This window comes from Granulicella mallensis, assembly GCF_014203225.1.
GTDB lineage: Bacteria > Acidobacteriota > Terriglobia > Terriglobales > Acidobacteriaceae > Granulicella > Granulicella mallensis_A.
The window spans coordinates 111,516-136,905 of record NZ_JACHIO010000008.1 but is presented as its reverse complement, the minus strand read 5'-3'; the positions used below and the strand labels follow the sequence as shown (position 1 = coordinate 136,905).

At 55.5% G+C, this 25,390-nt stretch carries 24 protein-coding genes and 1 tRNA gene; 12 read left to right on the top strand and 13 right to left on the bottom strand.

Features of this window, described 5'->3' with window-relative positions:
- Positions 1-74 precede the first annotated feature (74 nt).
- On the top strand, positions 75-1,061 hold the full coding sequence (locus tag HDF15_RS10955; RefSeq protein ID WP_184255463.1) for a NotI family restriction endonuclease: 987 nt from the start codon (positions 75-77) through the stop codon (positions 1,059-1,061).
- Here HDF15_RS10955 and HDF15_RS10950 read toward each other — a convergent pair.
- The 6 genes from HDF15_RS10950 to HDF15_RS10925 all read right to left on the bottom strand — a co-directional run bounded on the left by HDF15_RS10950 (position 1,045) and on the right by HDF15_RS10925 (position 4,263).
- Positions 1,045-1,911 carry a DNA adenine methylase gene (locus HDF15_RS10950; RefSeq protein WP_221314376.1) on the bottom strand — a complete coding sequence of 289 codons (867 nt, stop codon included), beginning with the start codon at positions 1,909-1,911 and terminating at the stop codon, positions 1,045-1,047. The genes HDF15_RS10955 and HDF15_RS10950 overlap by 17 nt on opposite strands.
- A 174-nt stretch (positions 1,912-2,085) precedes the next feature.
- A complete protein-coding gene (locus tag HDF15_RS10945) occupies positions 2,086-2,331 on the bottom strand; it encodes a hypothetical protein (RefSeq protein WP_184255459.1) in 246 nt (81 codons plus the stop codon).
- A 12-nt stretch (positions 2,332-2,343) separates the two neighbouring features.
- The gene (locus HDF15_RS10940; RefSeq protein WP_184255457.1) at positions 2,344-2,856 is read right to left on the bottom strand and encodes a hypothetical protein; all 513 of its coding nucleotides are present in this window, start codon (positions 2,854-2,856) and stop codon (positions 2,344-2,346) included.
- 82 nt (positions 2,857-2,938) lie between these two features.
- A complete protein-coding gene (locus HDF15_RS10935; RefSeq protein ID WP_184255455.1) occupies positions 2,939-3,127 on the bottom strand; it encodes a hypothetical protein in 189 nt (62 codons plus the stop codon).
- Positions 3,128-3,224: 97 nt separating this feature from the next.
- Positions 3,225-3,443, bottom strand: coding sequence for a hypothetical protein (locus HDF15_RS10930; RefSeq protein ID WP_184255453.1), 219 nt, complete (start codon positions 3,441-3,443; stop codon positions 3,225-3,227).
- A gap of 367 nt (positions 3,444-3,810) precedes the next feature.
- Positions 3,811-4,263, bottom strand: coding sequence for a hypothetical protein (locus HDF15_RS10925; protein WP_184255451.1), 453 nt, complete (start codon positions 4,261-4,263; stop codon positions 3,811-3,813).
- 394 nt (positions 4,264-4,657) lie between these two features.
- Here HDF15_RS10925 and HDF15_RS10920 point away from each other — a divergent pair, with 394 nt between their 5' ends.
- Together HDF15_RS10920 and mcrC are read left to right on the top strand one after the other, a co-directional pair.
- Positions 4,658-6,481, top strand: a complete 1,824-nt coding sequence (locus tag HDF15_RS10920) for an AAA family ATPase (protein WP_221314375.1) — start codon at positions 4,658-4,660, stop codon at positions 6,479-6,481.
- A 29-nt stretch (positions 6,482-6,510) separates the two neighbouring features.
- Complete coding sequence (gene mcrC, locus HDF15_RS10915) at positions 6,511-7,617, top strand: 5-methylcytosine-specific restriction endonuclease system specificity protein McrC (RefSeq protein ID WP_184255647.1); 1,107 nt, start codon at positions 6,511-6,513, stop codon at positions 7,615-7,617.
- Here the strand turns inward: mcrC and HDF15_RS10910 are convergent.
- From HDF15_RS10910 to HDF15_RS10890, 5 genes are all read right to left on the bottom strand, one after another.
- Positions 7,594-8,088, bottom strand: coding sequence for a hypothetical protein (locus HDF15_RS10910; protein ID WP_184255450.1), 495 nt, complete (start codon positions 8,086-8,088; stop codon positions 7,594-7,596). The two genes, mcrC and HDF15_RS10910, sit on opposite strands and share 24 nt — an antisense overlap.
- A gap of 751 nt (positions 8,089-8,839) precedes the next feature.
- Positions 8,840-9,637 (bottom strand): ParA family protein, encoded by a 798-nt coding sequence (locus HDF15_RS10905; protein ID WP_184255449.1) that lies wholly within the window; start codon positions 9,635-9,637, stop codon positions 8,840-8,842.
- A 308-nt stretch (positions 9,638-9,945) separates the two neighbouring features.
- Complete coding sequence (locus tag HDF15_RS10900; RefSeq protein WP_184255448.1) at positions 9,946-10,827, bottom strand: hypothetical protein; 882 nt, start codon at positions 10,825-10,827, stop codon at positions 9,946-9,948.
- A 55-nt stretch (positions 10,828-10,882) separates the two neighbouring features.
- Positions 10,883-11,983, bottom strand: a complete 1,101-nt coding sequence (locus HDF15_RS26240; RefSeq protein ID WP_184255447.1) for a site-specific integrase — start codon at positions 11,981-11,983, stop codon at positions 10,883-10,885.
- A 167-nt stretch (positions 11,984-12,150) separates the two neighbouring features.
- A tRNA-Ile gene (locus tag HDF15_RS10890) sits at positions 12,151-12,226 on the bottom strand.
- An 831-nt stretch (positions 12,227-13,057) separates the two neighbouring features.
- On the opposite strand from HDF15_RS10890, the gene HDF15_RS10885 reads away from it, so the two are divergent.
- Complete coding sequence (locus HDF15_RS10885; RefSeq protein ID WP_184255446.1) at positions 13,058-15,913, top strand: TonB-dependent receptor; 2,856 nt, start codon at positions 13,058-13,060, stop codon at positions 15,911-15,913.
- Positions 15,914-16,149: 236 nt separating this feature from the next.
- On the opposite strand, the gene HDF15_RS25525 is transcribed toward HDF15_RS10885, so the two are convergent.
- On the bottom strand, positions 16,150-16,647 hold the full coding sequence (locus HDF15_RS25525) for a hypothetical protein (RefSeq protein WP_221314373.1): 498 nt from the start codon (positions 16,645-16,647) through the stop codon (positions 16,150-16,152).
- A gap of 200 nt (positions 16,648-16,847) precedes the next feature.
- Positions 16,848-17,447 (bottom strand): YceI family protein, encoded by a 600-nt coding sequence (locus tag HDF15_RS10875; RefSeq protein ID WP_184255443.1) that lies wholly within the window; start codon positions 17,445-17,447, stop codon positions 16,848-16,850.
- Between the two features lie 597 nt (positions 17,448-18,044).
- Here HDF15_RS10875 and HDF15_RS10870 point away from each other — a divergent pair.
- From HDF15_RS10870 to HDF15_RS10835, 8 genes are read left to right on the top strand one after another with little or no spacing between them, the layout of a single operon-like run.
- Positions 18,045-18,491 carry a GntR family transcriptional regulator gene (locus HDF15_RS10870; RefSeq protein ID WP_184255441.1) on the top strand — a complete coding sequence of 149 codons (447 nt, stop codon included), beginning with the start codon at positions 18,045-18,047 and terminating at the stop codon, positions 18,489-18,491.
- Entirely contained in the window at positions 18,488-19,420 is a 933-nt protein-coding gene (locus HDF15_RS10865; protein ID WP_184255439.1) for an ABC transporter ATP-binding protein, read from the top strand. Before HDF15_RS10870 ends, HDF15_RS10865 begins: the two co-directional genes overlap by 4 nt.
- A complete protein-coding gene (locus tag HDF15_RS10860; RefSeq protein ID WP_184255437.1) occupies positions 19,417-20,397 on the top strand; it encodes a hypothetical protein in 981 nt (326 codons plus the stop codon). The genes HDF15_RS10865 and HDF15_RS10860 overlap by 4 nt, the downstream gene beginning before the upstream one ends.
- Positions 20,398-20,406: 9 nt before the next feature.
- Positions 20,407-21,465: a hypothetical protein gene (locus tag HDF15_RS10855; protein WP_184255435.1), complete on the top strand. Its 1,059-nt coding sequence runs from the start codon at positions 20,407-20,409 to the stop codon at positions 21,463-21,465.
- 24 nt (positions 21,466-21,489) lie between these two features.
- On the top strand, positions 21,490-22,311 hold the full coding sequence (locus tag HDF15_RS10850; protein WP_184255433.1) for a hypothetical protein: 822 nt from the start codon (positions 21,490-21,492) through the stop codon (positions 22,309-22,311).
- A gap of 59 nt (positions 22,312-22,370) precedes the next feature.
- Positions 22,371-22,796: a GntR family transcriptional regulator gene (locus tag HDF15_RS10845; RefSeq protein ID WP_184255431.1), complete on the top strand. Its 426-nt coding sequence runs from the start codon at positions 22,371-22,373 to the stop codon at positions 22,794-22,796.
- A complete protein-coding gene (locus HDF15_RS10840) occupies positions 22,796-23,731 on the top strand; it encodes an ABC transporter ATP-binding protein (RefSeq protein WP_184255429.1) in 936 nt (311 codons plus the stop codon). Before HDF15_RS10845 ends, HDF15_RS10840 begins: the two co-directional genes overlap by 1 nt.
- Positions 23,728-25,263: a hypothetical protein gene (locus tag HDF15_RS10835; RefSeq protein ID WP_184255427.1), complete on the top strand. Its 1,536-nt coding sequence runs from the start codon at positions 23,728-23,730 to the stop codon at positions 25,261-25,263. The genes HDF15_RS10840 and HDF15_RS10835 overlap by 4 nt, the downstream gene beginning before the upstream one ends.
- Positions 25,264-25,390: the final 127 nt, after the last annotated feature.

Here is a 25,390-nt window from a genome sequence, read left to right as displayed (position 1 = left end):
CACGCAACACTACGCCTCGACCACCGCGCCAAGCCACACCCCGCTATGGAATCGCCGAGTGGTTCGGTAAAGATATGGGGACGTTGACGCCAGAAGAGAGGCAAGTCTTCGGCGCTCTCTCCGTAAAACAGATGGAAGCATCTGTACGGAGCCTTCCTGATGCTCCGCCATGCCCGTTCCTTGAAACGCTGCTTCCTGGGGCTCGATGCAACAAACGCGGCGGCGTCTGCTCCATCCGCAAATATGCTCCTGGTGAAGACAAGGCCGGCGTCTTTGTCCCCGGTGACAAAATCGTGACGACTTGCCCGACTCGCTTTGTTGCTGAGGTGGAGGACGGCAAGAGCCTGTTTAGCTGGATCTCCGAAAAGATGCTCGACCAACCGAAACCCATCATCGTTAAAGAAACGCCATTCCTGCGGAAAATCTCAGATGCACGGCTGCCGATGGAAGCGGCGCACGATGAAGATGTGGCTGAGGATGTCGTCGAAGAAGAAGAGGCGGAAAAGAAAGCAGGCCGCATCGACTGGCTAGTGGTGAATCCGCCCAGCATGCAAGCGAACGAACTGGAGTGGGCTGCCGTCGAAACTCAGGCTCTATATTTCTCCGGTGGCAAAATGATTACTGAGTTTCAGGCATATGCCGCAGCTCCCACGGGGATTCTGTTTCCCTTGGGCAAGCGACGGCCGGACTACCGCAGCAGCGGCCCGAAGCGTCTCTCCCCGCAGCTCGACGTAAAGGTGCCTGTGCTCCAGGCCTGGGGGAAGAAAGTAGCGATTGTTATCGACAAATTCTTCTTCGACAACATGAATAAGCTCGATGACGTTTACATCCGCGGTGATGAACGCGCCCGCCGCGACAACGCTGCGATTGTCTGGTTCATCGTCGACTATGACGATGCGCTGCGCCTTAGAACCGCAGAGATTCACTACACAACGCTAGATAGCTCGCGGCGAGCCCTGAACGCTACAGAGCCCCTGGCTAAAGCTGATTTCACGAACAATCTAAAGGGCGTCATCAACGACCCGCAGCGTACAAACAAGGTCTTCAAGGTTTCAGAATAAGCAACTCTCGAATGATTACGTGATGGGTGTTTTTCATCGGGATTTCGACGATGCGGAACTTGTGCTGCTTGGCTAATTTCCGCACCTCCGGCGAGTCGTCGTAGGTGAGCATTACGGTTCCGTGGACGCTTGCCATGAGCGCAAATAGACCCGCGTGGTCGACCTCGTTGTGCGTATATAGCCGGCTTCCTGCCTTCTTCCCACCAGCCGTATAAGGCGGATCGATAAAGAAGCATGCCCCAGAATCATCAGCATGTTCGCGGATCACATCAAAGGCGTCGGCATGCTGGAAGGCGACTCGATCTTTGAAAGAGTGCAGCGCATCGATGCGTGTGGCTAGCGTTTGGGGATACCAGCGCGAGTGAAGACCCCGGCCAGCCTCTCCTTCTTTCACCAGTCCCGCGCCGGCCGCCATGATACCGCCACGCTGCATACGATTTTTGACGATCGTGCGAAACGCTTGGCCCTTTACAGCCTTGGGTGCGCTGTCCAACACCTGGCGCACGTTTTCTAGGGTTACATCAAACGACGTGATGCTGTTGCAAAGCCACCGAACGTCTGCAGCGTTTCCCTGGAAGATCGTTTCCCACAACGCTGCGACATCATCATCTAATTCGCAGAGCAACACGTGATCTGCCAGATCTTCCGCTGCGACTGTGAGACCGGCCATTGCACCGCCGGCAAATGGCTCTATGAAAAGAGTCGGCTTACGCTTGGCCGTTATCAGCCAGCTCCGAATCTCTGGCACCAGCCACGTCTTCCCGCCTGGATAGCGCAATGGGCTAAGTTGACGTACCTGGGCGACGTTAATTGGTTTTGCAGCTCCATGAATCTGCCCGGTGAGAAGCATGAGCTGCTTCGCTTTGATTGGGTCTACGAAATACGGGCGTAGGCCCTCAAGCGCCAATTTGCAATCTTGATGCACGAGTACAGTCGATCGAACGACTCCCTGCTGCCTGAGGCGTTTAATGCGTCTTTGCTGCCGTTCTAAGGCCGTCGAGTCTGGTTTTGTTTCCGTGAACATTCACGGAGAATACACTGTGAAGCAAAGCTGGGTCAAACCGTGAATGTTCACGGGAATAAAGAAAGGTATTTCTGTTGTTTTTCGCGCTTTCCTTCCCCCGAACTTCCACATCATCTCTCGTTCGGTCAGTTCGAAATCCATGACGATGGAACGCGCGGCTTGCATGAACTGACCGTGGCTGAAGACGTAGACCAGGGCATCCTCCGGCATGGCTGCCGATAGAGCCCTATCGCCCTGCAAGTTCATAAGGGACTCTGGCTATGACGGGGATCCCCAGTGGTCGGAGGTGATGGGAGGTGCGTTGCGCCAATCGATATGCTGGTCTGTGGAACGTGGGCGTGGGCGACGAACAGCCATTGAGAACTGCGAAAGGATTTGAGAGAAAAAGAGCAGGCCATACCCATAGCCAGGGACATGATGAAGATGGCTTGCGAGAAGCTCGAAGAACATGAAAAAAACCGCAGCGAAAGCGAGCGTAACGTTTAGACCGTTGAGCCACGGCTTGTCGAAGATGGTGCGAAAGCGTTCAATTTCGGTTTCCGGCCAGCGTCCGGATTCGATGCCTGTCCGGAGGTCATAGCTGATCCAGATCGAAGCTATGAAGGTCCCCAGCCCGACGACGAAGTACAGGAGGAACCAAAGAGTGAAAGAAGTGCGGGAATGGGATCGAAAGAGGATCTGAACGAACCAGGAAAGAGAGGCGATGACGCCGATAGTGAGCGCGAGCCCTGCCTGTTGCATGAGCGAGAGGAGTGGGCCGACACGCTTCATGGGATGAGGTTAGCAGATTCGTGCTGAAACGTCGTTGGGCTAACGTAGCGAGTGCTGACGCACTCAGAGCGTGTAAGTGGTCTTAGAACACTTTTGGAAAGGGTGTTGTCTGATCGTTCAGGCGGTTGATGCCGTTCTGCACCCACTCTTCCATCGACAAGGTATTCGGAGAGTGCTCGACCGATAGCTTGCTCATAACTGGCGTCGTCGATGATTTCAGGTTCTTGATGGCGTTCTGGGACGTTTTTAGACCATCGTTTTCTGACTTCATAATTCTCTCCTTCCGCGACAGATGTGCTGTATATGTAGCACGTAAAAAACCATCTTTAATGGCTCGCCCGAACGCACAATACTGTTCGCCAAGTTTCCTATTTTCTACGTTTCGACGACCTTCGCTGCAATGTCTTGTTGAGCAAATCTTCCAACGCATCAGGGTAGGACAGGCGTTTCTCATCCGCGTATTCGATAAAGCGTACATGCACAGAGCGACGCAGCCGCATTGATAAAGGTGTCATCACTTCTGGGGCACTCTTATTGCGGCGTGGTGTTGAATACGACTCAGCAGCCGAACCCTTTACATCGTTCATGTTTCTACCTCTACTTAATTATGCTCGTGAGTACGACCCCCTTAGGGGGTCCCATACCAACCCCAAAATCGTAGACTAAGCCTTGGAGGATGTCTCTCGCACCGCTTAACTGGCGAGAAGAACATTCTCTACGATTACGTTCCTATATCGTCTCAAATCCTTGCTCAACGAGTACGTTGGCCTGTTATAGCATCATTCGATGCGGATCGATTGCTACTGCTGCGGACAGGCTTCCAACTGAGTCTCTTCGCCGCCTGAATTTGTACGTTCAGGCGGCGAAGAGACTCGAAAAGCGCAATCGCGGATCATCCAATTTTCTGCACCAAAGAGTGACAGCCGGTTGGCGAAATAGGTGCTCGTCGCTCGCTTACAAGTCTGCGATGCTTTCGAGTTCTTTACGCTCATTGATGTGCGTCTCGTACTGCTTGTGCGCTAACCGTAGAAGATTGTTGTACCGCCCTTCTGCTGTCGCGCGTAGTGCTGCCTTCGCATCTGCTGAAGGCTCTGGAATATTCAGCAAAAGCATTCGCGTTAGAACCTGCACCATAGCATCCAGCGCATCGCACGTAAGCTGCAAACGTCGCATATCGCGAGTATGTCGTTTGCTGATCTGCTGCATCGTCGCATTGATCTTTTCTTCTGCGTTTTGTAACGCCGGATCTTCCCCCATCCTGTGTTTTGTGATGATGGAACGAATACACTCACTTGGCGATCTGTAGTTCTTTTCTGCTACTAAATCATTGATATAACTGACGCTCAAATCGTCTAAATATATGGTTTGCTGTACTTTTAGAGACGTCTTTTTGGCCTGCTTTTTCATGCAAGAACTATACAAGGTGTTTCCACCTTATTGATGGACAAAAACAAGGTTCTATAACTATATGAAACAAAATAAGATAGGTCCTTGCTGAGCCAAGAAAAAGGTGTTTCCTTTATGTTCCTATACGACCTTCCTCCTTCCTGGCACCGCATTCTTAGGAACAACACAGCTCCTCCAAACATTCCATGCCTGTCACCTAAATGCCAATCTTGCTCCTTGGCTGATCTCGGCTGAGACTTGGGTTCCCGTCCCAGGTTGTTGAGAGTCAAGCGAGTGATTGGATCGGGTTGGCGGGCACCCTCTCAGATTTAGCGGACCGAAGCCGTCCCTAAGCGCACGGCTATACTCAGCTCCAGTGATTAAAAGCGCCAGTATTGCGTCTGGAGGATGTACGGTGGCCGAGGTAAAAGCGTACAGATTTACAAAGTATTTTCCGCTGCTACTAGACGCACTTCGATCGACCCCGAATCCGATGCGCCCTGTCGAGGCGATAGCTTGGATCAAATCACACAGCGACGTGCCTGCAAAAGACCTGATGCGCCTCATTGAGAATGGCAAGCAAACGACCTTTGAGAACGACGTTCATTGGGCTCGTTTCTATTTAGCCAAAGCAAAATTAATCGGCTCCCCGAAGCGCGGATTGTGGGCTCTGACACCACAGGGCGTCGATACGCACTTGAGCCCGGAAGACACTTGGGCTCTATATGTGCGCGTCCGTGATGCTACTCATCTAGGCTCCACTATGGACGAAGAGAAGGTGCCTGCGCCTCAATCCTCAGATGCGGAGGAGGACGGAGAGTCCTACTGGTTCGTCGGAGCGTTGTGGAATGGCGCAGACGATCAGACGCCGCGATTCCTATCTGAGGGAATTTGGGAAAATGGGTACGACGACCAATTCTCAGACCTGGTCCGCCGTATGAAACCCGGTGACCGGATTGCGATCAAGGCCAGCTTCGTACAGAAGCGCGGCCTTCCATTTGATGTTGGAGGAAAGCCCGTCTCCGTCATGCGAATTAAGGCGACCGGCACGGTGAAGGAAACTAGCCAAGATGGCAAGAAAGTGAACGTAGCCTGGGAGCCATCGTCGGCCGCGCGAGATTGGTACTTCTTTACGTATCGGACGACGGTCGTGGAAGCCAATATGGAGAGGGAGGATGCCCAGCGCCTTGTGAACTTCGTGTTTCACCGCGCTGCTCAGGACTATGCTTGGTTTCTAAATCAGCCGTATTGGGCTGACAAATACGGAGCGGGAGCTGATGCAATCTCCAAGGACCCTTCTTCTCTCAAGTCTGAGGAACCGGAGATCCTTGAGGCAGAGGACGAGCCTGCCTACACGGTTGCCGACATTGTGAATGATGGCTGCTTTATCGCAGCCGAAAATCTTCAGAGCATGCTAGACCGATGGAGCTCAAAGAAAAACCTAGTGCTCCAGGGACCGCCCGGCACAGGAAAGACTTGGTTGGCGAAGCGACTTGGGTATGCGCTCGTTGGCTCCAAGGATCGAGAAACTACACGCTCCCGAATCCGGGTAGTTCAGTTTCATCCGTCCCTCGCCTATGAAGATTTCGTGCGTGGATGGCGGCCTGCAGGAGAGGGCCGCTTGGAACTTGTAGATGGCCTCCTTATGGAGGCGGTAGAAGCAGCGCTAAGTGAGCCGGATCGTCCGTATGTCCTCGTCATAGAAGAGATCAATCGTGGTAATCCAGCCCAGATATTCGGCGAGATGTTGACCTTGTTGGAAAGCACAAAGCGAAATCCTTCAGAGGCGATTGAACTGGCCTACCGGAGAAAGCGGGACGAGCGGGTGCATGTGCCCAATAACCTCTACGTCATCGGCACCATGAACGTCGCAGATCGCTCGCTGGCTATTGTTGATTTGGCCCTGCGCAGGAGGTTCGCATTCGTTGATCTTGAGCCAAACCTGGGACCTGCTTGGCGCGCCTGGTGTTCGGAACGAGGACTCGATGAAGCGATGCTTACATTGATTGAAACTCGGATCGTCGCCCTCAATCTGGAGATTTCGTCAGCAAGCTCACTGGGGCCACAATTCAGGATTGGACATTCGTATGTGACCCCGGAGGAAAAAGTCGGTGACGGTGTCGCCTGGTTTCGCGCGCGAATCGAGACCGAAATAGGCCCGTTGCTCGATGAGTATTGGTACGATTCACCGGAACGCGCCAAAGAAGAACAGACAAAGCTATTTTCGGAGCTTCCGTGACGACCCTGGTGTCGATTGCTGGAGAGCGAATGGTCGGGAGAATCCCTGTCCGAAATCTCTGGCTGCTAATGCTGTACGCCTCCGAGCTTACGAGATACAGAAACCAATTCAATACACTCGTGGAGGCTGACCCCGACGACCTCCCAGACATGGTGGCTCGTCTTTTAGTCGACGCCGTGGACTTTCGTCTCCGGCGAAATCTAACCCGCAGCTATCGAGATCGCCAGACGGCCCTCACGCGGGTGCGGGGTCGAATCGATATTCTCACTACCGAGGCTCGCCTCTTGCTCTCTAGAGGCGAAGTCTTCTGCCGCTTCCAAGAATTGACAATCGACACACCGCGCAACAGGCTTGTCAGGGCAGCGCTTGATTTGATGGCGCGAGCTGTCGAGGATGTGGCTTTAGGACACCGATGCAGAGGATTGGCTTCCGTTCTCGCTAGATCAGGAGTGGGTGGCATAAGACCGTCACGCGCGGACATAGCTCTAGATCAAATGGGTCGGAATGACGACCAGGACCGCTTTATGGTCGCACTGGCGCAGCTTGCCTTCGAGTTGGCACTCCCAACGGAGGAGTCGGGTACGACCGCGTTTGTAGCGCCAGAGCGAGAAGAAAGATGGGTCCGCCGCTTATTTGAAAAAGCGGTGGTTGGATTCGCGCGGGTTGAACTTGTACCGCTCGGATGGAATGTGCGAGAAAGTATTCAACTGAACTGGCAGGTCACCTCCAAGTCCGAGGGTCTCGCGGCAATTCTCCCAAGGATGGTGACCGATATTGTTTTGGATTCACCGAAGTCTGGACGGCGCATCGTAGTCGACACTAAGTTTGCTTCAATCCTCGGTAACCGCCGATTTGGTGGGGAAAGTCTTAAGAGCGGATACCTATATCAGATGTACGCTTATGTCAGATCGCAAGAAGGTAACGGCATCGAATGGGACAAGACTGCCGGCCTATTTCTACACCCGTCGGTCGATGGCTTCACCTACGAGCATGCAGAGATTCAAGGACACACTATAACCTTCGCCACCATTAATTTGCGCGGCACGACGGCTGCGATAAGGGAAGAACTACGGACTATTCTCAATAGTGTCGGACAACGTGGTACTGATCAGTCATTCATAGCGCATCAGTTCTGAAAGCTGCTTTTCAGCCGATGCTTTCTGTTTTTGTGTTGAAGCTGGATCAGCCAGCGTAACCTCACATTGACAGCGTTCACGTCTCACCAAATCGATAAACTCTCGATGTTGGCGTTCACGCTCCATTTCCTGCGATGCATCGCGCTCTTTCTCCGCAGCCCAATGCCTGCGAAGTTGGAGAATGCCAGTCCCCTCGAAGCATTTGGGTACAGCATGGATGAGAAGCCCAAGCGGATTCTTTATCGAACGATCGCGCATGATCGACGGCGCTTTTTCATGGATGACGGAAACGATCTCTTCGACGTCTGCGTTCTCACAAGCGGCGATGCTTCTGTCGGCAATTTGCTTGGCCGCATTTTGGTCTGCGGTGACATAGGCCGATAGCGCCTCGACGATTGGAGCGAAGTTCATGCCTGTCGTCGTCGTTCTTCTTTTCTTACTTGTTAAAGATCTTCTTAAAGGGGTGGACATACTGCCCCCCGTATCCCCGGACGTTTTGTCCCCGGTATCCGTGGATGGTATGTCCCGCCTAACGGGGGACGGTATGTCCACCGTGCACGGTATATCCACGGTGGTCCCATTGCGAACTCGCTTCGCCGTCTGCTCTGTCAAGAATGTCTCCACTTCCGAATTGGTCAGGAAGCGAACACCCTTATCCTTCACCACGTAAAGCATTCCCGCAGCAGCTCTGCGACGCAGAATCGCTCCATACGAATAAACCCTATAGGTCCGGCCAGTCCTCGTCGCACTATCCTCGAACGCAATTAACTCCACTGCCAACTTTTGAATCAGCCTTGTAAGGATTCGTTTGGCTCCCTTGTCGCTTATTCGAGCTTGGCGGGCCATCCGATCCCATCCCATCGTTACCCGCTTGGTATCGGGATCATCGCTCACAGCTCCATCGGCAACGCCAGACCTCCACAGAACTGACAGAAGCTGGTTTTCACCCGCTGACTGCCCATCTTGAACCGTGTGGCAGGGATGAATTTTGTACGGTCTGGTCCGTGTGAGAGGTACAGGTCCAGTGGCTGGAACGTCCACGGTGGACATACTATCCACCGTGGACGCTTTGTCGTGACGTTCCGAACCGGCAGAGTCGTCCAGCCTTTCTCGCCGATGCTCTTGGATATTGATGACCCCATTTGAGGGACGCAGAAATGAGAATGCGCCGCGAGTGTTAGGGGCCGCCTCAAGCTCTTCCCAGTCCAGAAGCTCCGTAGTATTATGCTGTCTTTTCATCGATGCGTACGACCTCACCAGGAGCAAACTGATTTAGCAAGCGGGTAGCCAGTGACTCATAGTCCTCAAGGGCTTTTGAACGGGGGTCGAAGTCTGCGAGGAACTGTCTGCTTCGAGCAGCCTTGACGACCGATTGGTCGGTGCGTATCCCCGCATAGATGGGTACTTGACGCTTTTCTGAAATGGACGACAGGGTATTGAGCACCACGTCCGTCATCGCAAGTCTCCGGTCCAATTTAACCGGAAGCAGCCCGGCCACCCGGATATTGAGACCGCCAGCCAGCATCCCATTCAACATCTCGCCCGCCTGAATGCTGGCGGTCGCACCTTGCACGCTCAGGATGTCCATGTCTACCGGGATGAGAACTTGCTGCGTGTACACCATCGCGCAGGTCTGGAAGAGACTAATCGAGGGTGCTACGTCGATCAGAACGGCGTCATAGTTCTTCTCGTATTCACCCAGCAAATGCTTGAAGATGAATTCTCGAAAGGGAAGGCTCATCGTCGTGGTCTCGGCCTCGGTGGTGTATCGATTGCCACAGATGATGTCCAAGCCCGGTCGAACACTCATCAGGCACTCCCGCAGCGCCAATCTGCGGATCAGCAGATCGTGCAGGAAGGCGCTCGGCTTCAGGGAAAGCAGCGCGCCTATTGACCCCTGAGGGTCAGCGTCGACCAAAAGGACTCGAAGGCCGCGCTCCACAAAGCTGCGGGCCAGGGTGAGTGCGGTGGTAGTCTTCGCAACCCCGCCGCGCTGGTTAGAAATTGTAAGGCGGATCAATGCGAAACTCCCGAGGTGCCGGCGAGTATCAGTGCAATCTCGGCCGTCCTAAAATACACTCGTCTGCCAAGCCGTAACCGCGACGCATTGACCTGGCTGACCCAAGTACTACTCGACCGCAGGCTAATTCGCAGTCCCTCGGGAGATCGGTTTAGAACTTTGGCAAGCTGTGAAGTGGTCAGCAGGGGGCCGTATTGGCCAATCAGTGTTTCTTCTATGCTCATGAGTCACCCAACGATTACGGTGGAATCGGTTCGTTAGGGCAAATTTACGGAATGGAGCATCTTGAATCGACAGGAAATCTAATTTCAATTTTTCGGGGTGTCTCTTCGGCGTCTTTCCTGCTTACGTAATGGAGTAAGTGGAATTCTATGGTCGCTGCTTGCGGACTCCATAAGGTGCATAAAAACCCAACTCAGCGGGTCGGTGAGAGCATCCGCATGATTCTTGGTCGTTTCAGAGAGCGTTTTGGGGTCGATTTCTAGAATCGATGCAATATCGGCATCGCTGATTCGGCTTCTAATCTCGTTATCTTTCAGTTCGTCGCGCCACTGGCAGAGGTCGATATATGGGAGCACTTGTGATTTCGCCCAGGCCTCACCGGATGGCATCTTGGTTTGCCTGGCTGGCGGAAGCAATGGCCCCAGCGTCTTTCGCTGCATGTCGATGACCTCTGCGAATTGTTTGATTAATAGTGCGCGAGGGAGGCGGAGATCAACGGTGACAAAAGTCTCATATAGATTGACCAATGATCGACGAACATGAAGGTCGAGAGAGTCCGAGAGATCCAGCGACGGGCTATGCTTTGCCGAAGACCGGTAGAGCCCTCCACCGTTGCGACCTGCGGAGTCATTTGCGGTCAGCCCAGAAGGAGGAATGGCCTTCAGGGCGTCACTAACTCGAAAAAAATCTTCGAGATTCATAGGTCGGAGATAAACACCGTTGGCATTAGCCATGCGTAATGTAGAAAATCCCTCAGGAGACAGAGCCTCACCATATTGCAATAGCTTTGCGAGAGCGACCCCTTTGATGACACCTTTGGAGCGAACAAGCGCGACGGCACCATCATGCACGGAGCGCAACACTTGAACGCTTGGATCGTCTGGTCCGATCAAAAGTGAGCGCATTCTCTGGAGGTCAATGCGCAATGCAAACTGTGTGAACCAAACAAGCGGTGTCGCGGTCTCCAAGCTCTCATAGTTTCGCAATCGGAACCACGAGGCATGTTCAGAGATCAATTGGCGGCTACGCTTCACGCAATTGACCTCTATGTCGTAACGCGGCTTCGTCCATACGAGCCACTAAGTCCTCGGCTCGCAGATGTGTGTAACGCTTCAACATTTGCATCGACTTGTGACCACTGATTGCGGAGACCTCTTGGTCCGAGAAGCCTGCTTCGACGAATCGGCTTACTGCCTCATGCCGCAGATCGTGGAAGCGGACATCGGCAAGCCCCTGTTCGCGCTTGATGTTCAGCCATACAGGATTGAAGTTGTATGGACGACGCTTGCCATCTCGACCGGGTTCTCCGAAGAAGATCAGATCGGTGTCTATGGGGCGCACAGGATGCGTTATCGCCTCACGGAAAATCTCGACGGCATCTTTGCTTAGAGGGACAGTACGCGGTGTCGTGTTTTTGGTCTCCAGCAACCGCACAATTCGACGATCCAAGTCCACTTGCACTCGACGAAGCCCGGTGATCTCGGAGGAGCGCATCCCTGTCTCGAGGGCGATGCCCACGATCCAGCGGAGCATGGGGTTACTGTGGAGAGCCACAGCCTTAAGGAGCTTAGCTTCCTCGCCAGCAGTGAGGCGACGGTTGCGACCAGGAGCGGGCGTTGGTCTACGGATGTTCATGACTGGATTCGCGGGTAGACCGATACCCCACTCTTTTATCGCAATTGTGAAGAGGTGTCCCAATAATGCCAGGTCGAGCCGAACAGTGTCGTTTGAGCGTGGAACGGGCCCGCCTATGGCGTCCTTCCGATCTTCGCCGGCAAGCCGTAGGTCTCGAAACTTCGCGGCGACTTCGGGAGTTACTGCGGCCAGGGAGTATTTGCCCAAGTGCTTCGTGAGGATTGCCGATCTCTGCCGATCTGATATTTGAGAGCTTGGCCGCTTGCTTGGAGTTATCTCCGCTAGGTATCGCGTCAGAGCATCAGCTACTGTAAGGCGATCAGCGCCTGCCCGCTGAATGTACGCGCCACGCACCATCTCGTCCTCAGTGCGTCGCGACCAATCTTCAGCGTCTCGTTTGGTGCGAAAGGTCTTCGCTGTCGTGGGCCAGCCGGTCTTGCGGATGACTGCTTTCCACGTAGCAGATGGAGTCTTGACGATAGTCGCCACGGTACCTCCTGGACAGGCCGGCTCACCGAGCGCTGTACCGCAATTGTACCGAAGCGCAAAATCAAGTGACTTTTGCTAAAGCTGACCTAGCACCCTTGTAAGGCGATATGGCATTGTAAATATATTATTTTGTGATGTTTAGATGTATTCGCTAGGTTTTTGAAATTTGGTGGGCCCGGAGGGATTTGAACCCCCAACCAAGGGATTATGAGTCCCCTGCTCTAACCGTTGAGCTACAGGCCCCGCAATGACTTACAGCCGATGAAGCAACTCCATCGATTCAGCGAGCCAAGTCAATATTGTATGGCGTAAGGAGTGCAGTACAAAATCTCCGCACCTCCACGACCTTGCTCTCGCCTTTGTCTTTGCTTTTCTGGTTGTCATTCCGAGCGTAGCGAGTGAATCTGCTTCCTCCCGTTCTTCGCCCGTGTCACCCAGAAGTGTCGGCCCCTGCCGCGACAGAGACTCACACGACTGTGTTGATCGAAGCGAAAAAGCCTGCTACCAGAAAATCTCTCCCCAAATACCGTGCCGAATCAGCCAGAGAAGCCCCCACTCAAGCCGACGGCGCGCGCGAACATACCGTAAGAGCGCGCCAGCCAGCAGCGTTCTATCGTGACCAATGCCAGATGGATGCCTCTGGAAGAGAAGAACTTATCTCCTGAAGCCTCCCTCCGGCATCCCCGTCTCCCGCAGGCATCAGTGCCCTATGCACCCATTCCTTCACTGTTGAAGAACGCCTGAAAGCCGCCTTCAGCGTTTCTTAAGAAAGCACCCAAACCTTAAGTTTTCCTTAAATGTAAGTCCTCTGTTTTGAATAACTTACCTTTTGTATTTAACACAGATTCACCTCTTTTTAACGCTTTATTCATAGGGCGCACGCACTCTTGTTAAAACGCAATATCGGTTCAGGAGAGATTTGTATCTCTCGGATTGGAAGGCAGGCCCATGGGCCATGCTCGACTTTCTGCGTCTACGCGTAGCGAACAAGAGCCCTTTGAGTTTCTCTGCTCTCACCCAAAGTAACGCCGCCGGGCCCGACCAACGTACGACAAACCGTGGAAGGAAATACACGTGAAAGTTTTTGAAGTTCAATCGAACAAACCCTATCGTCGAGCTCTCCGGATCGCCGTTACCGTTTGCCTGTTTCTGTTCTCCGCTGTGGGAATGCTTTCGCAGGCCGCGGCCCAGACTGCCGGCGACACGCTGCAGGGAACCGTCGCCGACTCCAAAGGCGGCCTGATCGCCAACGCCAGCATCACGGTTCGCAACGACGCCACCAGTCACGCTTCAACTACCACTGCCGACGGCCAGGGACACTTCTCCATCTCCGGCCTGCGTGCAGGATCGTACACCGTTGTAGCCGTCGCCCCCGGCTTTCAGGGTGTAACCCGCAAGTCGGTGCAGGTTGCCGACGGCCAGCCGAGTGAAGTCTCCCTCACCCTCGCGATCGGTTCCACCACCACCGAGGTTACGGTCGATGCCGACACCACAGGCTCCATCGCCGCGGCGCTCGCGCCCATGGACGCTCTGCTCGACGAGCGCTCCGCTCGCACCGAGATCACCGAAGCTACCATCCAGAATTTCATGTCACCGGTCGCCGACTTCGGCGAAGCCGTTGAGATGGCTCCCGGAACCTTCACCACCAACGGCAACGGCGTCGGCCTCGGTCAGTCGAAGACCTTCTTCCGCGGCTTTCCCGATGGCTTCTACGACATCGACTTCGATGGCATCCCCTTCTACGACACGAATAGCCCGACGCATCACTCCTGGGCGTTCTTCCCCTCGCAGTGGCTCGGCGGCATCGACTTCGATCGCAGCCCCGGCACAGCCTCAACCATCGGACCCACGCCCTTCGGTGGCTCCATTCATCTGCTCTCCAAGCCGTTTGATCCTATTCAGAACGTTCGCGGCGAGTTCTCCGGCGGTTCTTTCCATACCTTTCTCTATGACGGAGAGTATGACAGCGGACAGTTTGGCCCTGGCCACAAGTTCAATGTGATGGTCGATGTCCATCATCTGCAATCGGACGGCTATGAGACCTTCAACTACCAGACCCGCAACGCCGGCGCCATCCAGGTGCAGTACCGGCCTTCCGACAGCATGGTCATCACTGGTTTCTCCGGCGTGATCTGGCTCGATGCCAATACCCCGAACTTCAGCGCCACACGCTGCCAGATGTACGGTGTCTCGGCAACCAACGCGTATGGTTGCACGGTAGCCTCAGCAGGAGGGCCTGTCGCTAAAGGCGATACAACCCCCGTTCTTCCGTATACCGGTGCGGGCATCCAGTTCCTCAATGCCAATAACTCCGATCCGGTCAACTACCTCGACTACAAGTACAACTACTACCATGTGCCCACCGACTTCGAATACGTCGATGTAAACAAGACCTTCGGCCACGGTATCGTGTTCGACTTCAAGCCCTACACCTACGACTACGACAACTCTGAAAAGTACAGCAACGTCGCTCCGATTACGGAATCCACCACGGTTGCTTACAACGGCAATCCAAACTCGAAGACCTGGTATGGAATCACTGTTGCGCCTTGCAACGTGCAGGTCAAAGGCAAACTGCCCTGCGGCGTCGACAAGTACAACAGCTATCGCAAGTACGGTGAAGTCGGACAGGTCAGTCAGTCTTCAAAGTTCGGCATCTTCCGCGCTGGCGCCTGGTATGAGTGGGCGAACACCAACCGTCACCAGTTTCCCTCCGACCCGCTCAACAACTGGGCCGATCAGGCGCTCTCCAACTTCAACGAGAAGTTTGTGACGAACTCCTATCAGCCCTATCTCGAGTATCAGTTCCATGTCACTAAGCGTCTCGATATAACCGCTGGCACGAAGTTCTCTTACTACACCATCTCCACCAAACAGTACGCGGACGACGGCAAGACGATCGGTAACCTCGGCACTGGTCCTACGCCTGGTACGGCCGGCACTGGCAATCCAAATGCCTTCATCATCAACGGCGGAAACTACTACAAGACGCTCCCCTCCCTCGACGGAAACTACCGCATCATGAACAACTGGTCCGTCTATGGCCAGGTGGCTACAGGCAGCATCGTTCCGCCGAGCAGCACCTTCGACTACGCTCAATCGACGACTCCCGGCGCTGCCTTCATTCCCGTCGAGACCTTGCCCAAGCAACAGAAGTCCACCACCTACCAGACCGGCACGGTCCTCAAGCTGAAGCGCGCTACCTTCGATGCGGACTTCTACCACGTCCGCTTCGACAACAGCTACTCTTCAGGAAGCGATCAGGAAGATGCCAACGCCGAGGTCTACTTCCTTCAGCCTCCCTCCATTACCAAGGGCTTTGAGGCTGAGAGCAACATCTATATCTACAACGGCCTCAGCCTCTATCTCAATGCCACCGTTGCCAGGGCCTACTACACCGGCAATCAGTACGACACCTGCAGCGGCAAAGCGCCAGCTTGCACCGCTACAACCCCGCAACTGATTCAACCAGTCCCCAAGAGTACGTTCTGGGTGCAGCAGACGCCCTCCGATACCGAGACAGAAGCTCTCACCTATCAGCACAAAGCCTGGGACCTCGGTCTCTTCAACAAGCGCGTCGGTACCTTCTATCTCGATAACGGCGCCTATCATAATCAAGGAACGGTTCAACCTTTCAGCCTGACCAACGCGTTCATCAACTACACTCTTCGCACAGGTGGTCGCTTCGATCAGACCAAACTGCGCGTGAGCTTCAATAACCTCTTCGACGAGCACAATGTCACGGGTATCTCGTATTCTGCTAAGGCTGTCCCGGCAGCGAACCTCCTGGCGAATGGAACGACGTATCCTGACAACCTCAATACCATTGGGCCTACACCCATCAACGGCCAGGACGCTGTCAGCATTCTGCCGGGTCGCAGTGTTATGTTCTCGGTGATCTTCGGCTTCTCACCTGGTCACAACCACTAAACGTCAACCGTAAAAATAAAACGTCCCTCCTTTGTAGCAAGGCAGGGACGTTTTATTTTTGCTCTTGTTTCTGCCGTTATGTTGTCTTGAGCCTTTAGTTCGTTGAACGAGCTACTCTTGGATGAATGAACGGCGCGTCACAGTTCTTGCCTTTGCTTTTCTTGTTGTCATTCCCGGAGGGAATCTGCTTCCCGCTCGCGGAGACACAGCTATCCAGCATCAGTACGAAAGAACCCTCATTCCTTCGCCGCGATCGCCTTCCCGTTCGTCCCCGGAGTCGTTCCCGTCTCTCCCGGAGCAGAGGGATTAATCTTCTCCTCAGCATTTTCAGAGGTCTTCGATTTCACCTGGGTCTCTCCCTGCCCAGCGGTAGCAGGATTATCTCCACGAGGCCCTGAGGGCTGTGCCTTGGCGTCCCCATGATCTCCCTGCATCGTCTTTCCTCCGAGTTGTTCCTTCGTCTCAGCAGAAGTAGCCATATCCAAATCCTCCCGGCAAACCTGCTCATACGATGCTGAGGCTGTCTTACGCGCCGCCTGAAAGGCCTTCCCAAGAGTCTGTCCATAAGCTACGGATGTTGTTGCCGTTGCCTGTTGTTTTGCCGTTGTTTGTTTTTCGTCGTCATCCTGAGCCATACCGGGGTCCCCGGCGAGCGCGCATTTTGCGCTTGCTGGGGTGGATCGGCGAAGGACCCCCGCATTCTGCACGTTGCCACTGGAGCGAATGCTGCTCACCAGCCCAACACGTTCGTCTAGGGGCCCCCGAGCGGCTGTGCCACTACCAATGCGGGGGCCTTCAGCTACGCTTCAGGATGACGACGAAAAACATACAACAACACACGATCTGATCCAACAGCCTCTTCGATCTGTGCCCACAAACAAAAAGGGCGGACACCGAAGTGTCCGCCCTCCCAACTGTTTCCTGTTTCCTGCTCTTACTGCTGTACTGCTTCGATATCCAGTTCGATCTTGACCTGGTCTCCGAGGACCTTGTCGCCACTCTGGAGCGGGCCATTCCAGGTCAGGCCGAAGTCCTGCCGGTTGATGACCGTCGTAGCGGTAAATCCACGATGCAGGCTCTTGCCGTCCATCGTCTGCGGCTTGGCTAGTGCTTCGAGCGACAGCACGACTGGCTTGGTCACGCCGTGGATCGTCAGTAATCCGGCGACGTCAAAGTGATCGCCGGCCTTGGTCACGCCGGTGCTCTTGAAGGTCATGGTCGGGAACTTCGCCACGTCGAAGAAGTCCGGGCTCTTCAGGTGGCCGTCGCGCTGCGCCACGCCGGTATCCACGGTGGTCACATCGATCGTGGCTTCCACGCCTGACTTCGACAGGTTCTTCTCATCCAGAGTGATGACTCCCGAAACTCCGCGGAACGAGCCGTGTACTGTGTTGATCGCCATATGCTTGATGGCAAAATCGCTCTCCGAGTGCATCGGATCGATCTTCCACGTCGTCACCTGCGCGCTCATCGAACCCGCACCCACCGCCAGCACGATTGCTGCGGCCAGACCTGCCATTGCAAAACTCTTCATAATCTCTCCTCGAAACTTGGACAACACTTGAAATATAAGCAACACATGCATTTTACGCAACAGGTGTTGCATTTCTTGCGATTGGATGCGCAGACAGACTACAAGATTCCGTCAATTTTTGGCGATTGTTAAACTCCTGCGTCGGAGCGGTGAGTGTCAGTTTCATCGAAGAATGAAGATGTTGCAGATAGAGCGAAGGGCCTTGTTCATCTCTCCCCCAGAATCGTCATCCTGAGCGTAGCGCCTCGCGCTTTTGCGAGGTGCGGAGTCGAAGGACCCCGAGGGATTTGATCTTGCCCATGATGTTGGGACCTTCTCCAGCACGAAGGCGCAGGCTCGAGCGCTTGAAGTGGAAAAGGTTCCGACGGGCATGGGCAAGACTGCAATCCTCGGGGTCCTTCGACTCCGCGTCCCCAAAGGGCCGGGACGCTTCGCTCAGGATGACGTCTTTGTGGCGGGAATAAGCAAAAGCTATGATGGGCCGCCCCTGCAGGGCTTAGTTCCGTGCTTGCTCTATAGGGCGTATGTCCTCTAACTTTGTGCCTTTTCGCGAAACGGTGTTGCATTTCTTGACCGTATTATTGTATTAGTACAGTCATGCTGTCGTTGCGCATCTCCGCGAGCTCCGGCGTTCCTGTCTATCTGCAGCTGGAGCAGCAGATCAAGCAGGCAATCGCCTCCGGAGTCCTGCACGCCGGCGACCCACTGCCTTCCACGCGCCGCACCGCCGCCGATCTTCGGATCAATCCCAACACCGTCGCTCGTGCTTTCCAGAACCTCGAACGCGAAGGCGTCATTCGTACCGTACCTGGCGGCGGAACCTTCGTTGCCAGCCTTACTGCTCTCGGGCCCGGCCTGTTGAAGGCCGAAAAGCTTCGCCGCCTGCGTCCCCTCGTGGCCCAGTTGGCTGTCGAAGCCTCGCAACTCCGCTTCTCCTCCGCCGATCTCCATAAGCTGCTCGACTTCGAGCTGCAGGAGCTCGAGCAGTCCCGCCTCAGCCACATTCCCCCCTCCACTTCAGATTCGCCAGAAGGAGACCAATGACGACCTTCGCCATTCAGACGCACTCTCTCGTCAAAACTTACGGCACCGGCCGCAAGCAGATCCGCGCCGTCGATGGACTTTCGCTCAACGTGCCGGAAGGTTCCATCTACGGGCTGCTCGGCCGCAACAGCGCCGGTAAGACTACCACCATCCGCATGGCGATGGGGCTTGCCCGGCCCACCTCCGGCTCCATCGAGGTCTTCGGCCTCAACCCGGCGAAAGATCCCGAGCGTGTCCGTGTCCTCGAACAGGTTGGTTATGTGCCCGAGGACAAGACGCTGGTCGGGTCTCTCACCGCGCGCAAGCTTCTGGAGCTCAACCGCAGCTTTTATCCCGCGACCTGGTCCGACGCGCTTGCCCGCAAGGTTTGCGACCGTCTCGAACTGCCCCTCGATACGATCTATCCGCGGCTTTCGCTGGGCAACAAGACCAAGTCCACGCTTGCTGCTGCCATCGCACAGCGCTCGCGCCTGCTGATCCTCGATGAGCCCACTACAGGTCTCGATCCTGTGGTCATGGACGAACTCCTTCGCCTGCTCGTCGAAGACTGCACTGCGGAAGGGCGCACCATCTTTCTCTCCACGCACCAGCTTCCCGAGATCGAACAGATTGCCGACCATATCGGCATTATGGATCGCGGCAAGATTCTCCTCGAAGGCTCCTTGGACGACATCCGCTCCAGCTTCCGCCGGCTCACGGTTACCGGAGCCGCGCTGCCTGCTGAAGATCCCTCCATCCTCTCGACGAAGCGAGAGGGGCACGCGACACAATACATCGTTCGCGATGCGCCCGACACCTTTGCACAAAACCTGCAGCGCAACGGCGCCATCATCCTCGATGCTGCGCCGCTCTCGCTCACTGAAATCTTCCTCGAGGTGTGCCGCAGGAGCGAAAAGACGGAAGAGACCAGGGAAGAGGTTTCTGCATGAGCTCTACCTATGCCATTGCAATAGGCCTGACTATCTTTGCAGCGCCGCTCCTCTGTGCGCTCTTTTACCAAATCTGGCGCATCAACAGATCAATGAAGGAAGCCGAACGCTACGCTGCTCCCTTTGAGCCTCGAGCAGAGTCTCCCGGAGCGTTGCTTCGTCGCTTTACTCCTCCACAACGTGTCTATCTCAGGCAACAGCTGAAGTTGTCTGCCTGGGTCTATCTCTTTCTTGGCTGGATCTTCCTCTTTATGCTGAGTCTGCCTTTTTTAGGACAGCCGGCGACAGCCAGCCTCTGGTTTAATCCATCGGCGCTTTTCTGGTTCCGGTTCCTTGGCGGCGAGGTCAGCGCTGTCCATGTGATGGGCAGTATGTTGTTTTTCGACGCTTTTATAACGATATCTCCGCTCTGCTTGGGGGGAGAAGCCCGCTACTATCGCACACGCCCACTTAGCATCGATTTCCTTTTCTGGGCGCGCTTACTTCCTCTCCTGTTTGCACTCATCGTCGCCGTGGCAACAAGCCTTGCTATCGGCTATGGGTTGGTTTTCGCGCTCAAGGGACCCATATGGCAGCATCTTCCCAGCGCTATTCCACGGTCTCTCGGTCCCGAGGATGCCGATATTGCGCGGGATTACCTCAACCTCCTCGTTACCTCTGTTCCACGTGTGCTTCTTTCCACTCTCACGACCATCCTGATGCTTTTTAGCGCCATGCTCGTCATGGTTACTATTCCCCGCAAGAACCCAGGTACCTCCGGAGTCCGCTTCCTAGTGCCGATCTTTATCGTGGGTGCTGCCGCCCCGTCTCTTTGGAACCTCTTCAATATTTTCGAGCATGCCCACCTTCCGCAGGAGTTGTTTATTTATGACTATCTCGGTCCGCCACCGCCTTATGGATTTGCCCTTGTTCCGATTGCTCTTTCGGTCATCTTCATGGCTCTTGCCCGCTATCTCGTAACCCGGCTGGAGGTCTGAGACCCTCGCATGAATATCGATTCCGCTTTCGCCATTGTCCTGGCTCTTTTCGCACCTCTGATTGTGCTCATCGTCTTTGGCCGCATCAGGGTGCTCCGTAAGCGTGCCGCACTCGGGTTAGCCGGCGATGTACCGCCAAAGCCCTTCGATCCAGCTCCTGAAGCCACACCTGGAATCTTCCTCCGTCGATTCCCGCTCCCGCAGCGGACGTATCTTCGTCAGCAAGCGGCGCTCGCTCGGATAGGGGGATCCCTCCTTGCCTGGATTTTCTTCATCTTCCTTAGTGCCAGCCTTTTGCCGAGTAGTGTGGACCGCTCAGGGATCGACCTCACGCTATCGCAACGTGTCTGGTATAGCTACCTCCATAACTTTCTTTCCGTCACGATGGTTGCGGCTTTTTTCGCCTTCCTTACCGGCGCAATCGCTGTCGCTCCCCTGAAGGTCCCGAAGCAGGCCGACTTCTTCCGTACCCGCCCACTCTCGTTGTCGTTCCTTTTCTGGAGCCGCGTTGGCCTCGCGCTCGCAAGTCTTCTCTCCGGAATCATCTTCGCGCTCCTCGTCTCGTTTCTTCTTCTGCTCGCCGTTTACGGTCCTGTCTGGCGGCATCTTATGGACATAGCAACGCACGTTCCCCCTGGCTCGGCCTCCGGTTCGCATCCCGTCAGAATGGTTTTCCTCGGCAACACGAGTTCACTCCAGGCATGGCACTTGATCCGATTGCTGCAATCATCGCTCCCGCGCTTGATGCTCTCCCTTCTCACGACTGCCACGCTGATCTTCAGTGCTTTGCTCGCCCTCTACCTGCAACCGTGGGGAAAGGGAAAGAAAACTTCGGCGCCCGGCAACATCAAGCCTTCCACGATCTTCCTGATACTGATCGTCGGCGCGAGCGAGGGTATCCTCGGCGGATATCTTGCCCACGCCGGCCACAGGTTTTCTGCCTGGTTTCGTTTTCTCTACATGGACGCCGGGCCGCCACCACCGTATGCCGTCTTTCTCATTCCCATCGTTCTGTCGGCAGCCTTCTTATGGCTCGCCGGCTACTTCTATCGCCGTCTTGAGATCTAACGCCAACCTCTGAGGCTTCACCGCATGATCCGTCCCTGGCTTATCCTTGCTCGCCGTCGCCTGATCGTTGCTCTTTTGGGGGCGATGGGGCTCGTCCTCATCGTGCACTTCTGGGTCAGCGCAGAAAACTTCACCGATATCGGTATTTTCTGGCACCACTTCTGCGGGTGCCCCGTCGATCCGAACGACGTATCGATCCTTCTGAACACATTCTTCGCCCCTGCAGTCTTGATCGGAATCGTACTTGGTCTTAACTTTGGAGTGGCGTACTCGCAGACCAACGCATTCGCCGGACACACGCGCTTTTTGCTGACACGCCCTATTCTGCGTGCTGCCGCTCTGCTCGTCCCGCTCGCCGTAGCTTCGGTAGCCATTGCGGTGATTCCCCTGCTGGCTGTACTTCTATTGCTGGGATGGCTGCGCCTGGTTCACGCTCCCTCGCTCGGCCATCTACTGGCGACCATCCAACAGATGCCGGCCGTCGCCGCGCTTGGTCCCCACCCCACGTTCTTCGGGCTGCTTGGCGCCATTGATTTTCCCCGCCGCTACCTCGCGGGGATATCCATTGGCCTCTGCTTTTATGCGGTGATGGCGTCGCAGCGCTGGTTGTTCATCAGCTCGAATAAAAAGCTTCGAATTCTTGGAGCCATCCCTCCCGCTCTGGTCTATTTTCCTGCCTTCAGTTTCTTCAAACAGCATTATCTCGCCACGATTATCTTTCTCTCGGTCAACCGCAGCGCGGCGCTTACGTATGTGCCTTCCACGCTCGGCATTGCGCTGCACTTTGTCTTTGCTGCCGCTATTGTCTTTGGCTGCTGGCGAATTCTTCATACCGTCGAACTTTAACGCTCTAACGGCGAAATAAATGCTTGCACTCCAACTGTACTATCTGTAATAGTACGCATGTGACACCATTCCGCATCCAGCTTCGGCCCGGCGTTCCCGTATTCGAGCAGATCGTCTACGCGGCCAAGCGTGCGATCGTCTCCGGCCAGCTCTGTGCAGGCGATCCCTTTCCTTCGGTGCGAGCCCTTAGTCGAGAGCAGCACATCAATCCCAACACCGCGCATAAGGTCATCGCCGCGTTGCTCGCGGAAGGCCTTCTCGAATCGCGCCCCGGTGTCGGCACGATCGTCGCTTCCCCCCAGAACTCGACACTTCGCGCCCGCCGCGACCTGCTGCAGCGGCAGGTCGAGCCGCTGGTGGTCGAAGCCATGCATCTTGGCCTGCGTCGCGAAGAAGTTCTGGAAGCCGTCTCCGACCATTGGCAACGCCTCTCCCAATCCACGCCGGACCCCAAGCCTACCGATATCGCAGGAGACACCAAGTGATGACCGTCGCCTCTGCCATTGAAACCTCGGGCCTCGCCAAGACCTACGGCAAGACCCAGGCCTTGCATCCTGTCTCGCTTGCCGTGCCGCAGGGCAGTATCTTCGCTCTGCTCGGACACAATGGCGCGGGCAAGACCACGCTCATCAAGCTGCTGGTCAACATCTTTCGCCCAAGTGCGGGCAGCGCGACCGTCCTTGGCCGCCCGTCCTCGCAGATTGCCGGTGACGACTTCACGAGCATCGGCTATGTCTCCGAGAATCAGGACCTGCCTGGCTGGATGACCGTTCGAGCCTTCCTGCAATATCAGAGCGGCTTCTATCCAAACTGGGACGACGCCTCGCTCATCCAGCGTTTCGAGTTACCGCTCGACCGCAAGCTCAAGCACCTCTCGCGTGGCCAGCGCATGAAGGCGGCTCTCGCCAGCGTGCTTGCGTTTCGTCCTTCGCTCATCGTGCTGGATGAGCCCTTCTCCGGTCTTGATCCGCTGGTCCGCGACGAACTCATCGAAGCCCTGCTCGACACCGCTGCATCGCAGCCGACGACGATCCTGCTCTCCTCACACGATCTCGCCGAGATCGAAAGCTTCGCGACCCACGTAGCGTTTCTGCACAACGGCAGCCTGCTCTTCAGCGAGGAGATGCCGGAGCTCTCCGCGCGCTTCCGCGAGGTTACGGTCACGCTGGCGCCGGCAGCCGAGGGGGAAGTCGCCAAAGGTTTCGCCACTCCCGCTACATGGCTGCAGCTCCAGCACTCAGCCCATACCGCGCACTTCATCCACACCAGGGCCGACAGCGAGCCCGTCGAGCAGCAGGTGAGGGAAGCCTTCCCCTCTGTGACAGCCATTGACATGGACCCCATGAACCTGCGCTCGATCTTCCTCGCCATTGCCAAATCAGGCCGAACCGTCGGCACGACGGAAGGAGGCCGCCTGTGAGCAAGACACTTCGTATCGTCGCCAAGGACATCCGCCATCTCTGGCCTGAGGTCCTGCTTACGCTTGCGCTTACCGCTGGCTTTGCCGCCACGGAGCACTTCGGCTGGCAGGTCGGCCAATCTAGCGGTCTTCGCGAGTCCCAGATCCTCAGTGCCTGGATGAACGCTCTGATGCCCCTCTCCTGGTGGCTCCTGGTCGCGCGCGCCGTTCATGACGAATCGCTCGTCGGCGACAGGCAGTTCTGGATCACTCGTCCCTACTCCTGGCAGCGCGTACTCGGCGCGAAGATCATCTTCCTTGCCACTTTCATCCTGCTGCCATTCCTGCTGGCGCAGTGCTTCATTCTTCATCAGGCCGGGCTTCATCCACTCGTCGTCTTTCCCGGCCTGCTGTTGAAACTGGTTCTGCTGTTTGCCTTTGTGCTGCTGCCGCTGCTGGCGCTCTCCACGGTTACGCCATCCTTGACCCGCATGTTGCTTATCTTTCTCGCGGTCATTATCTATGCGCTTCTCGCCATCTATCTCACCAGCGCCTTTGGCCCCACTGCTCCTCTCTGGGTTCCGATGGGAGATCGCCAGATCTGGGCCGCATTCATCTTCCTGATTCCTGTGATCGCAGTGGCGGTTACGCTGCTGCAGTATGCTCGCAGACGCACTCCGATATCGAACTGGCTTCTCATTGGTCTGATTGGCTTACTTACCTTCGCCTGCATCGGCAGCGTCTATGTGAAGCGCAAGGTTGTCGTTTCCTTTCCTCCTTCTGCATCAGGCGAGGCGCCTCCCTTGCGCATGGAGTTCAATCCCGATCCGGCCTACCAGTTGGCTGCTATTAGCAGCCTGCCGAAAAGAGGCGTGGAGTCGGTTACTCTCTTAGTCCCCATAAAGGTTTTGGGCATCGCGCACAGCCACGCGATTGACGTGGTCGGCAAGTCCATCACGTATGAAGACGCAGGCGGTGTCCACGGGACGACGACCTGGTACCAGGACAGTCGTGACCCGCTGGTTGGCGATGCCCAGATCCGTGAGGAAATCTATCTGCCGCAAGATATCTATCGCGAGACCGAAGGTAAGTCCATCACTCTGCACCTCGCCTATGCGGTCACCGAACTGGAAGCTGAGCCGATGTCTTTTACTACGCCTTTCAACGAAGCGCAGATGGACGTACCCCAGAACGGCCACTGCTTCAAGACCGAGCTGTTCGGCGAGGTGAACTGCCAATACGCGATTAAGAAACCCCAGCTTACGCGTATCACCTGGCATCTCCATCCAACCTGTGATGCCTCATCCTCTGCAGACCGTGCCGATGAGAAGTGGATCGGCGGCGAAGAGGCTAGTGAAACAGGTTTCAGTCCGATCGTCTCCGTCAACAACATCCTGAATGCCGACCCGCTCGGCCGCAAGACGGATGATGGCGAAGTCTGTCCAGGTGAGCCTCTAACCTTCACGCGCTATCGATTCGTCCGCCGCCGCCTCGTCGAGATCACGCTACCTCCCATCGACCCCCAACACTATCTCCTGCCTCCAAGGACCTAAGGCAGAAGACAGGAAACAGGAAGTAGGAAACAGCTAAATCGCCGACAAGGCTCGAGGTCTCAACTCGGGCCTTTGTCTTTGCTGTTTCCTGTTTGCTGCTTCCTACTTCCTGATCTCGACCCCCTTT